The sequence below is a fragment of the Natronomonas sp. genome, assembly GCF_047616845.1.
GTDB lineage: Archaea > Halobacteriota > Halobacteria > Halobacteriales > Haloarculaceae > Natronomonas.
This window is the reverse complement of sequence record NZ_JBLGBY010000011.1, coordinates 42,498-53,086: the sequence shown is the minus strand read 5'-3', so window position 1 is coordinate 53,086 and position 10,589 is coordinate 42,498. Positions and strand designations below refer to the sequence as shown.

The 10,589-nt window shown below is 63.7% G+C and carries 11 protein-coding genes and 1 pseudogene; 5 read left to right on the top strand and 7 right to left on the bottom strand.

What is annotated here, in order from left to right; all coding sequences use genetic code 11:
* Window positions 1-297: 297 nt before the first annotated feature.
* The 5 genes and pseudogenes from ACI8UR_RS04045 to ACI8UR_RS04025 form a co-directional block, all read right to left on the bottom strand.
* Window positions 298-583, bottom strand: a pseudogene (locus ACI8UR_RS04045) (type II toxin-antitoxin system RelE family toxin).
* The gene (locus ACI8UR_RS04040) at window positions 576-860 is read right to left on the bottom strand and encodes a ribbon-helix-helix domain-containing protein (RefSeq protein WP_411715232.1); all 285 of its coding nucleotides are present in this window, start codon (window positions 858-860) and stop codon (window positions 576-578) included. The pseudogene ACI8UR_RS04045 and the gene ACI8UR_RS04040 overlap by 8 nt, the downstream one beginning before the upstream one ends.
* Window positions 861-1,625: 765 nt before the next feature.
* Window positions 1,626-1,937 (bottom strand): chorismate mutase, encoded by a 312-nt coding sequence (locus ACI8UR_RS04035; RefSeq protein WP_411714989.1) that lies wholly within the window; start codon window positions 1,935-1,937, stop codon window positions 1,626-1,628.
* Window positions 1,934-2,782, bottom strand: a complete 849-nt coding sequence (locus ACI8UR_RS04030; RefSeq protein ID WP_411714975.1) for a shikimate kinase — start codon at window positions 2,780-2,782, stop codon at window positions 1,934-1,936. The genes ACI8UR_RS04035 and ACI8UR_RS04030 overlap by 4 nt, the downstream gene beginning before the upstream one ends.
* Window positions 2,783-2,837: 55 nt before the next feature.
* A complete protein-coding gene (locus tag ACI8UR_RS04025) occupies window positions 2,838-3,254 on the bottom strand; it encodes a VOC family protein (RefSeq protein ID WP_411714976.1) in 417 nt (138 codons plus the stop codon).
* Between the two features lie 80 nt (window positions 3,255-3,334).
* On the opposite strand from ACI8UR_RS04025, the gene ACI8UR_RS04020 reads away from it, so the two are divergent.
* The 4 genes from ACI8UR_RS04020 (at window position 3,335) to ACI8UR_RS04005 (ending at window position 5,190) form a co-directional block, all read left to right on the top strand.
* Window positions 3,335-4,129: an aldo/keto reductase gene (locus tag ACI8UR_RS04020; RefSeq protein ID WP_411714977.1), complete on the top strand. Its 795-nt coding sequence runs from the start codon at window positions 3,335-3,337 to the stop codon at window positions 4,127-4,129.
* Between the two features lie 120 nt (window positions 4,130-4,249).
* Window positions 4,250-4,447, top strand: a complete 198-nt coding sequence (locus tag ACI8UR_RS04015; RefSeq protein WP_411714978.1) for a hypothetical protein — start codon at window positions 4,250-4,252, stop codon at window positions 4,445-4,447.
* Window positions 4,448-4,498: 51 nt separating this feature from the next.
* Entirely contained in the window at window positions 4,499-4,945 is a 447-nt protein-coding gene (locus tag ACI8UR_RS04010) for a DUF5796 family protein (protein WP_411714979.1), read from the top strand.
* The gene (locus tag ACI8UR_RS04005) at window positions 4,945-5,190 is read left to right on the top strand and encodes a hypothetical protein (protein WP_411714980.1); all 246 of its coding nucleotides are present in this window, start codon (window positions 4,945-4,947) and stop codon (window positions 5,188-5,190) included. The genes ACI8UR_RS04010 and ACI8UR_RS04005 overlap by 1 nt, the downstream gene beginning before the upstream one ends.
* A gap of 56 nt (window positions 5,191-5,246) precedes the next feature.
* Here ACI8UR_RS04005 and ACI8UR_RS04000 read toward each other — a convergent pair whose 3' ends face one another.
* A complete protein-coding gene (locus tag ACI8UR_RS04000; protein WP_411714981.1) occupies window positions 5,247-5,381 on the bottom strand; it encodes a hypothetical protein in 135 nt (44 codons plus the stop codon).
* 101 nt (window positions 5,382-5,482) lie between these two features.
* Here ACI8UR_RS04000 and ACI8UR_RS03995 point away from each other — a divergent pair, with 101 nt between their 5' ends.
* Window positions 5,483-7,603: an AAA family ATPase gene (locus tag ACI8UR_RS03995; protein ID WP_411714982.1), complete on the top strand. Its 2,121-nt coding sequence runs from the start codon at window positions 5,483-5,485 to the stop codon at window positions 7,601-7,603.
* 10 nt (window positions 7,604-7,613) lie between these two features.
* Here ACI8UR_RS03995 and ACI8UR_RS03990 read toward each other — a convergent pair whose 3' ends face one another.
* A complete protein-coding gene (locus tag ACI8UR_RS03990) occupies window positions 7,614-10,511 on the bottom strand; it encodes a DEAD/DEAH box helicase (protein ID WP_411714983.1) in 2,898 nt (965 codons plus the stop codon).
* Window positions 10,512-10,589: the final 78 nt, after the last annotated feature.

Here is a 10,589-nt window from a genome sequence, read left to right as displayed (position 1 = left end):
GGTTGCTCATCGACTCCGACTGAACGCGAAGAATCCCTCAGAAACAATTTTCAAACCCCTCCTTGGAAGATAGAGTGCCTAATACCTGTGTTTTGAGCCTTATCTGCTCTCCCGCTGTTCCACCTTGTTTAGGTCTCAAACTGGTGTTACAGATTTCGCCTACTTTGTCGCTTTCCTTGGAGTACAATCATACTGCCGGACGTACGTTCGTAAAGTCATGTTTGAGTAAATGTCCTCTCTGCCCCAGTACAGGTCGGTTGAGCAGCTCTACAGTTCAATTAATTACGTCCGGCAGTATCAGTCATCGTCGGCGGTGTACGCACCACGATGGAGCTTGATTCGAGCAACCACTATGCGCCTGTTCATTCTGACGGAACGTCACGGCGAGACGGAACTCTCCAACACGCACTTTCTTCCGTGGACTGTTCTGAAGTGGTTCGCCGTAATCGGGTGGGTCGCGCCATGGGGAATCGACGATTTCGTCGAGTTTGTCCAGAATTCGGCCTTGTTCGTGAGGGTCAAGCGCGGCGAGGTCGTTTTGCGCAGTCGGTATCAGTTCCCACGTCCATTCATCGTCACTCATCGCCGTCCGTTCCGAACTTCTGACGGGCGTCTTCGGCACTCATGGTTCGCCCCTCGCGGATATCCTCTTCCGCTTCGAGAAGCGCCACGAGTTCGTCGCGGTCGAACGTCGGGAACTCGATTGCATCGCGCAGCGTATACCTGATGAACTCACTCCGACTGTTGAAGCCACGTCCCTGCCACGTCCCGTCTATCTCGTCGAGGAACGACTGAGTGACTTTGAAGTTCACCGTGACGATTTCGTCCTCGCCGTTGTTGTCTGTAGTCGCTCCGGCCATACGGATGTATTACGTTCGTGTTACCAAGTTTGTTTCGCTGGCAGATACAGCCCCTCGTGAGCGGAACGAAGCGAGGCCAGAATCGCCAGGTATTGACCGGGTGAAACCACGGCAGTCGCTGCGAGTCGGTTACTATCGGGCTATCGCACGATTTGACCGAGACGAACGGTTCGCGCAGATCAGCGCAGTAAGATATCAGTCGCCAATCTACGGCGGATTCCCCTGAACAGCGAGATGCATATCGGTCAATATAGAGGATATAGGTATCAACGACCGTTTGGCCAATCACGAATACGATATCAGGGCTCGTGCTCACTCTTAAGTGAGGGGCGAGGCTAAGCTGGAATGGATCATGCGAGTGAAAAGATCCCTGCAAATGGTGCACCGCCACCCAGAGCAGTGCGACCCCGACATCCCGCTTCCATTCGGCGAGTGGACCGAGGTCAGCCGGAACCGACTGGAGAAGCTCGTCGAGAATGGCGACCTCGGGTTAGAACCGTGTGAGGTGTGTTTCCCAGAACTCGGGTAGCCTCAGACCTGTATATCTCGGATTGTCCGGGCGGTGTTCTTCCCAGATCTTCACGCCTTGCATCATGCACGGCACCTCCTAACAGAATCCAGAGAGGGCTGTTTCGCCATCTTCGCAAATTCGCTCGACCAGCTAATCAGCCCTATACAGCGTGAAAAAGAGGGTTGTATGAAGATGTGACAGTTGCGTCTTCGACTGTAGAGACGCTGAGACCACCATCGAACCGATGGTGTGTGTTACCGCTTATCACGCTGGGAAATTTTGTTCAACTCGATGAGGAGCCGGAAAATAGCTTTCACGAGGTTCGCGTCGACATCGAACTGTTCGGCGTTCTCGCCGGCCCGTTCCATAACCGCTTCCTCCTGGGATTCGTCGGTCGTCGGCAGCCCTTTCTCGCGTTTGACGGCGGCGATGCTTTCGGCGACGTAGGTTCGCTGGGCGATGAGTTCGACGATCTCGCGGTCGATGGTTCGTATCTCCTTGCGGAGTTCGTCGAGATCCATCTCGGCTGGGTCGCCGAAATCCGCGACGCCGTTCTCACCACTCATTTCGTCTCCGCTCCCGCCCGTTGTGTCGTTGTCAGCCATATGTTTCCTGTTCGTTCGTTCCACGTATCAGCCAATCGCTCGAGTGTCTCTCCGTCACCGACGGCGGTGTAGCTCGGGCCCGTCCCCGAAAGCGAGACGGCGAGGTCGGGCAGCGCTTCGATGAGTGGCTCGGTCGGATAGTCGAGCGCCGCACAGAAGGCGAAGCCGTTGACGCACATCGCCTGCTCGTAGTTGCCGTCCATCGCGAGGTCGTAGACCACGTCGGCCATCGGCGCGATGCGCTCACAGCGCGACACGTCGGCATCGGCCGAGAAGGCCTGTTCATCGGGGGTGTAGACGAGCACGTCCCAGTCGGGTTCGTCGCGCCGCAGGAGTTCGTCCTCGGTGTTGTCCGTGACGGTCACGCCGCCGAGCATGGACGCGGAGGCGTCGTCGAAGGCGCCGGTGACGGTCACACCGACGTCACGGGCAGCTTCGACACCGAATCGGCAGGCATCCTCGCGGTCGATCTCGCTTTCGGCACCGAGCGCATCGAGCGTTGCCAGTACCGTCGCGTTCGCCGCAGCGCTCGAGGATTTGAGCCCGGACGCCATCGGCACCTCGCTCTCGGTGCGGACGTGGCCGCCCTCGCCGTCGCCGAACCGTTCGGTGACGAGTTCGACACAGCGTTCGATGAGCCGTGTGTCCGCGTCGGCAGCCTCGGCGATGGTGCCGTCCACATCGCCGGTGGCGTCCAGTTCGACGGTCGCCTCGGTGTAGGCATCGATAGCGAACGCCGAGCCGTAGCCGTTCGCGAGGGCGTTCAGTACGGTGCCCGCTGCCGGAGCGACTGCGCGACCTTCCATCACGTTTCCCTCGCCGTGGCGGCTACAAAGCGGTGGCGGTTAGCGCAACCGCCCGCTACGCCTCCAGTATCTCGATGCGATTGCCGTCGGGGTCGCGGAGAAACACCAGCTGCGTCCCGCTGGCGGTGGTCTGCGGTTCGCTCTGGCGTTCCACGCTCTCCGGAAGCCCCTCGACGAAGGCGCCGACATCATCGACGCCGAAGGCGACGTGGCAGGCGCCGGGCTGATTGAGCGCCGCAGTGGTCTCCTCGCCCGACGGGTCGTACTCGACAAGCTCGAGACGGATGCCACTGGCATCGAGATGCGCGAAGCGTCCCGATGCCCCTTCCACGTCGACGGCGGTCGAAAATTCCTCTCCGGCGACCTCGAACCGGGAAACGACATCGAAGCCGAGGTCGTCACGATAGAACTGCACGGCGCGGTCGAGTTCCGAGACGGTCAGGCCGACGTGGTGAGCCGAGAGGTCGCTCATGCCCGCACCGACGCCGGCGGACGGGATAGGCGCTTCCAAACACGCCAAAACAGTTGGTTGTCGCGCTCGTCGATCCGGATATGACACGACCGGAGATTCCGGCGCCGGGGTTCGGTACCTCCGGACTGGAAGGCGACGAATGCGTCGACGCCGTCACCGACGCACTCGACGTTGGCTATCGCCACATCGACACCGCACAGATGTACGACAACGAGGCCAAGGTTGGCGAAGCCCTCGCCGACAGCGGTGTCGACCGTGATGACGTGTTCCTCGCGACGAAGGTGCATCCCGACTCACTCGCGCCTGAGGACGTCATCGGAACGGCCGAGGAGAGCCTCGGCCGCCTCGGCGTCGGCCAGGTCGACCTGCTGTACGTCCACTGGCCGATTCGCGCCTACGACGCCATGGCGACGCTGCCAGCCTTTGACGAACTCCACGAGCGAGGCCTGACCCGCAACGTCGGTGTCAGCAATTTCACGCCCGACCTGCTCCGGGAGGCCCAGGAGATACTCGATGCCCCCATCGCCGCCCACCAGGTCGAGTGCCATCCGATATTGCCACAGACCGAACTGCGTGATATCGCTCGCGGAACTGGCCACCGACTCGTCGCCTACTCGCCGCTGGCGCAGGGCGAGCTGCTCGCGCATCCGACGGTGCAGGCAGTCGCCACGCAACTCGATGCGACCCCTGCCCAGACCGTGCTCGCATGGCATCTCGACCACGATATCGTCCCGATTCCGAAAGCCAGGGGCGACCACATCCAGGAGAACTTCGCGGCCCGAACCGTCGAGTTCACCGACGAGGCGCGAGAGCGACTCGACGGCGTCGAGGAGACCGAACGCGTCGTCGACCCCGACGCCGCGCCCTGGAACTGACACTCGTCGCAGCTTTCGGGCCGCTCTCGGTGGCTGACTCGATGTTCGACGAGTATCCGCCGTCTGCAGTCTCACAGCCGCCAGTAGCCATTTACCGTCGCGCCGAGAACTCATCTGAATATGGGAACCTGTCCGTACTGCGACGCCGAAATCACGGTGCGAGCCGAACTCATCCCACCGGAGTCCTTCGAGGACGACAACGTCCCGATGGACGAGGAGGGCACCATCCAACTCGAACAGGGCTCACGGATGTTCCAGTACGTCTGCCCGGAGTGTGATACGATTCTCGGCGCTGGAACGCACAAGTGGGCGCGGTAACCGCAATCGGCAATCGCCTTCCTTTTGCCGTCGCCCACCCAACGACCGCCAATGAGCCAGCGAAGCGACATCGCCCCGGAGACGCTTCAGATTTCGCTCGAACCGGAGGGCGTCGAAGTGGAGTATCTCGACGACCGGTCGGTGTTCTACCACGGCGTGCCCGCAACGCGTGAGGGCTCCGTCACCTGCGGCCCCGGCAAAGACGCCCACGTCCTCGTCACCTCCCCTGACGAGGAGGAAGGCGTGATGGTGTACGTCAACGACCGAAGCACCCACGACGAGATCCTCGAATCAACGGGCGTGGGGCGGGTCATCATCGAACGCGACGAGGAGACCTCGCTGTTCCCGGGCGTCGACGCGGAGAACCACGGCTACCGCGTGGAGGTCTCGGCCGATCCCGAAGCGGCCCGCGGCCGGGTGTTCGTCTTCGCGGAAGACGAGATGGGCGAAGCCTCCTACGAGATCGTCAACGAAACGCCGGACGAGGAGGACTCCTGATGCCGCTGAGGAAAGCGTGGGAACCGCTCGAACGGTCGACAGTCGGGAAGGTGCCAGATCGCTATGGTATCTACGAACTCGGTGATAGCGAGGGCAACGTCATCGGCATCGACCACGGCCCGCTGCGCGATCACATCAAGGAGGCGCTGGCCTACGGCGACGGCGAGCAGGTGCGCTGGAAGACGGCCCAGAACCGCGAGCACGCCGAGCAGCTGGCTACGGAACACCGCGAACGGCTGGCGTAGGCGCACCACGGAACTGTCGCGGACGGCAGAAGCCGCGCCGTCAGCGCGAACCGCGCCTACTGAATATAGCTCGGGTCTTCGGCGTCGCAGTTCTTCTCGTGTTGTTTCGCATCCGAGCGGTCGTCGAACAGCAAGCCGCATTTCTCACATTCGTACCACGTCGACCCGTCGCGCTCTGTGGTTGCGACCATAGTTGACAATGCACAATGAATACGTAAAGGCGTTTCTCCGAATCGGGCGCAGTTCCGGGGACGGCGGAACCGTAAAGCGGGAGGCGACCCCAAGGCCGCACATGGATAAGCGGGTCACGCTCACCGTAAAGGGGGCCGAAAAGCAAGACGCGGGGCGGGGTGTTGCTCGGCTCCCCGAATCCGCACGCCGTGCGCTGGGCGTTCTCAGCGGCGACACCGTCGTCATCGAGGGTGAGCATCCGACCGTCGCGAAAGTCTGGCCCGCAAGCGACGGTGACGGCGTCATCCGAATCGATGCCGAGACCCGTGCCAACGCCGCGGTCAACATCGGCGAGACGGTGACCGTCCAGCCGATTTCGGTGGCGGAAGCCGACGAGGTGGTCATCGAGGTGCCCGTCAACGCCGACGAAGAGCTGCTGGAGGCAATCACCGACGACCTCCGTGACAGACCGCTGCAGTCTGGCGAGCGGGTGCGACTCGAACGCCCCGGCGTGCAGGCGACCGTCGCCTCGACGACGCCGGACGGAACCGTTCGCGTCACCGGCCGAACGACGGTACGAGTGCGTGAAACGTCCGATTCGATTCGATATACGGGATCAGCGGACGTGACCGACGAATCCGGCACGACCGGTGACGAGGGCGAAAAAGCGCCCACCCCGGAACCGACGGCCGATGCGACCTACGAGGACATCGGCGGCCTCGACGAGGAACTCGAACAGGTGCGGGAGATGATCGAACTCCCGCTTTCCGAACCCGAGCTGTTCCGGAAACTCGGCATCGACCCACCCTCCGGCGTGCTGCTCTACGGCCCGCCCGGCACCGGCAAGACGCTCATCGCGAAAGCCGTCGCGAACGAGGTCGACGCCCACTTCGAGGTCATCGACGGCCCCGAAATCGTCTCGAAATATAAGGGTGAAAGCGAGGAGAAACTCCGAGAGACGTTCGAACGCGCCGTCGAGAACGCACCGGCAGTCGTGTTCATCGACGAAATCGACTCCATCGCCGGCACCCGCGACGAGGACGCCGACATGGAGAACCGCGTCGTCGCCCAACTGCTGACGCTTATGGACGGCCTGGAATCCCGCGGCCAGGTCATCGTCATCGGGGCGACGAACCGAGTCGACGTCATCGACCCCGCGCTCCGCCGCGGCGGCCGCTTCGACCGCGAAATCGAGATCGGCGCGCCCGACGAGACGGGCCGCCGCGAAATCCTCGCCGTCCACGCCCGTGGGATGCCGCTTTCCGACGATGTGGAACTGGATTATCTGGCTGCCCGCACGCACGGCTTCGTCGGCGCCGACATCCACTCGCTCGTCACCGAGGCGGCCATGCGTGCCCTCCGCGAACGTGAGGAGCGCGAGGAACTGCTCGTCACGCGTGCGGATTTCGAGGCCGCCCTGGCGGCCGTCGACCCCTCCGCGATGCGGGAGTACGTCGCCGAAACGCCGCACACCACCTTCGACGACGTCGGCGGCCTCGACGAGCCGAAGCAGGTGCTCACCGAGGCCGTCGAGTGGCCGCTCTCCTACGGCGCCCTCTTCGAGGAGACGAACACCGAACCGCCGACAGGGGTGCTTCTGTACGGCCCCCCGGGCACCGGCAAGACGCTTCTCGCCCGCGCGCTCGCCGGCGAGAGTGACGTGAATTTCGTCAGCGTCGCCGGGCCGGAACTCCTCGATAAGTACGTCGGCGAGAGCGAGAAAGCCGTCCGTGAGGTGTTCGACCGCGCGCGACAGGCCGCACCGGCTATCGTTTTCTTCGACGAAATCGACGCCGTCGCCGGCGTGCGTGGCGAATCCAGCGACGCCTCCGAGCGAGTCGTCTCCCAGCTGTTGACTGAATTGGACGGGCTGGCCGAGAACCCGAACCTCGTCGTCTTGGCGGCGACGAACCGGATGGAAGCCCTCGACCCCGCGCTCCTCCGGCCTGGCCGCCTGGAAAGCCACGTCGAGGTACCCGACCCCGACGAGGCAGCGCGTCGTGAAATCCTCGCGGTACACACCCGCGGCAAGCCGCTCGGAACGGATGTCGGCCTGGACGAACTGGCTGCACGGACGGAGGGGCTCTCCGGCGCGCAACTGGAATCGCTCGTGCGAAGCGCGTCGATGCAGGCCATTCGGGAATCGGCGGCCGACCTCGGCCCCGAAGAGGCGGCGAAGCGGGCCGACGAAATCGTCATCGAGGAGCGGCACATCGACGCGGCGCTGGAGACTGAGCCGTAACTGACGGGCGTCAGTCCCAGAAGGACTTCGTCTTCGCGTACTGGCGCTCGCGTGTGAGGATGTCCCGGTAGAAATCCTCCTCGTTCTCGCGGTGATTGTTGATGATGTAGGCGGCGTTTCGCGGGCCCACACCGCGGGCAGCGAGCGCGATAACGGCTTCCTTGCCGTGGCTCTGGACGAGGCTTGCGGCCTTGTACGCCCGTTCGGTCATCTTCTCTTGTTCGTCGTCCTTCTCGTTGGCCCGAACCGCCTCCAGCACCTCGTCGGCCCAGGGGTTCAGGGCGGCCACGCGGGTCGACCCGCATTTCGGGCACTCGGGGGTGTCGTCGACGCGTTTGACCTGTTGGCGTCGATCCCACTCCGTGCAGTGCAGACACGCCAGCAGGATGCGGTCGTCCTGAATCCGCTCTTTGACGGTCTCGATGACGGACGCGTCGGCGTTCTCTGGCGAGAGGAGTTCCCGCCCTGAGGAACGGCCGCCCTGCCCTAGCGGCGTCCGGTCGCCGACGGTCGCGAGTTCGATGTCGCCGGCCTGAACCCGCCTGAGTACGTCGCTTGCGCCCTCGGCATCCAGTTGCTCGTGGAGGACGACCCGTATCGCCTCATCGTAGATTGGCGTGTCTTCGAGCGCCTTCAGCAGGCGGTCTTTGCCGAAGCGGTTCTGGCTCGATCCCTTCCCTTTCCAGCGTTTGAGGGCGCCGAACTTTGCGGCGACCTGCGCAAGCGTGAACTTCAACGAATCGGAGTTCTTGAGGCTCAACTCGATGAGGCCGGCAACGTGGTCGGGGTCGGTCCCCTCGAACACCTTGACAACGTCACCGATGGTCGTCCCGCTCGGGACTTCGAGTTCGATGCGGTAGGGGTCGGCCTCCATCGCAACCGAGGTGCCGGTGCGCTGGCCGATGAGCGCCGACAGCAGGCGTCCGAGCGTCTCGTTGACCGTGTGGCCGAAGGTGGCGTTGATGACGATTTCGCGGCCGTATCCCTCAACGACGATGCGGTCGTCCGCTGGCATCGCTGCTTCGTGGCGCTCTATCGGGTCGAGCGCTTCGCTCGCGGTGTGTTCGTCTGTCGGGAAGCGGTCGGCGAGCCCGCGAGCGACCAGCTCCCGGCTCACGGGTCGCTCACGCTCCCCGTTCGCACCGTCCGAGGCCTCCCCCCGGTCGGCCTCGCGCCCTTCATCGAACCGTTCGCTCGCCTCGGCGCGGGTTCGGCCGACGTGCTGGGCGACGTCGTACGGGACTGGAATCTCCTGGCCGACCCACGAGGGCACCTCCCCTGTGGGGTCTTCGATAGGCGTGACGAGCACCTCCTCTTCTTCGTCGTCGATTTCCGTGATGCGCCACATCTCGCCGCGCTGGATGAACGTCTCGCCCTGTTGGGCGAAGGTGACGACGAACCGCTCCGCGAGCGTCCCGACAGTGCGGCCCGAGGCCATGTCCTTGACCGTGTAGTTGGCCTCGTCCGGAATCATCGAGAGGTTCGCATAGAAATACTGCCACGTTCCGCTGGATTTCTCGAGGCGGTCATCGCCCTCCTCGAGCCACAGCACGCGGTTCTCCGAGAGCTGGCGAACGATAGCCTTGAAATCCGACTCCGGAAGGTCGCGGAACGGGTAGGCCCGCGTCACGATGTCGTACGCGCGGGCAGCCGAGATGTCGCCGAAGCCCATAAGCAACCCCGGAATCTGGTTTGCGACCGTATCGAGGCTGGCGTGGTGAATGCCCGCTTCCTCGACCTCGCCACGCTCGGCCCGGTCGACGATGGCGAGCGCCTCGAATGTATCGTCGGGCCGCGTCGTGATGACGGTGCCCGACGAGGTTTCGTCGCGGCGGTGGCCCGCCCGGCCCACGCGCTGGAGCAGTCGCCGCACTTCACGCGGGCTGGAATACTGGACGACGTGGTCGATTCGCCCCACGTCGATGCCGAGTTCCATCGAGGAGGTACACAGCAGCGCATCGATTTCGCCATCTTTGAATCGGTCTTCGACGTCGATGCGGGCGGATTTCGACAGCGAGCCGTGGTGGATACCGACGTCGGTGCCGTAGGTTTTCAGCCGCGACCCGAGCCCCTCGGCTGTCTGCCGGGTGTTGACGAACACGAGCGTCGAATCGTGCTCGGAAACGAGTTCGTCGATGGCGCGGACGTGGCTCGCGATGGCCGCTTCGGTCATCAGTTCGCCGGCGGCCTGTTCGTCCTCCGTCCGAATCTCGGGTTCCCACACCCGGACGTCGATGTTCGAGCCGGCCTCGACCTCGATAACGCTGCACCCGCGGTTTCCAGTCAGGAACCGACCCACTTCGTCGGGGTCGCCGACGGTCGCTGAAAGGCCGATGCACTGGAACGACCCGGCGTGCTCCCGGAGGTGTTCGAGCCCGATGGTGAGCTGTGCGCCGCGCTTCGAGGCGGCGAGTTCGTGCACCTCGTCGATGACGACGTGGTCGATATCTTCGAGCGCCCGTCGAAGTTTCTTGCCGGTGAACATCGCCTGCAGCGTCTCGGGCGTCGTCACCAGCACGTCCGGGGGGTTGTCGGCCTGCTTGCCCCGCTCGTAATCCGTCGTGTCGCCGTGGCGAACGCCGATCTCGATATCGAGCGTCTCACCCCACCAGTCGAGCCGCTCGCGCATGTCGCGGTTCAGGGCGCGAAGTGGCGTGACGTACAGCGCCTGGATGCCGTGGCGGTGGTCGCGTTCGCGGATGGCCGAAAGGACGGGCAACATTGCTGTCTCGGTCTTGCCCGAGCCCGTGGGCGCAACGACGAGACCGTGCTCGCCGGCCGCAAGCGGTGGGATTGCCTTACGCTGTGGCTCCGTCGGCGTGCTGAACCCGCGCTCGGACAGCGCCGCCCGCACGTCAGGATGGAGATGCGAGAAGGCGTCCATTCCGGCGACCCGGCCGTCACTCATTGCCCGTGTTTCGGGCGCGAACGGATTAAGCAGACCGCTCCATGTGATACCATTCCACACTCATAAATCCCCGTCAAT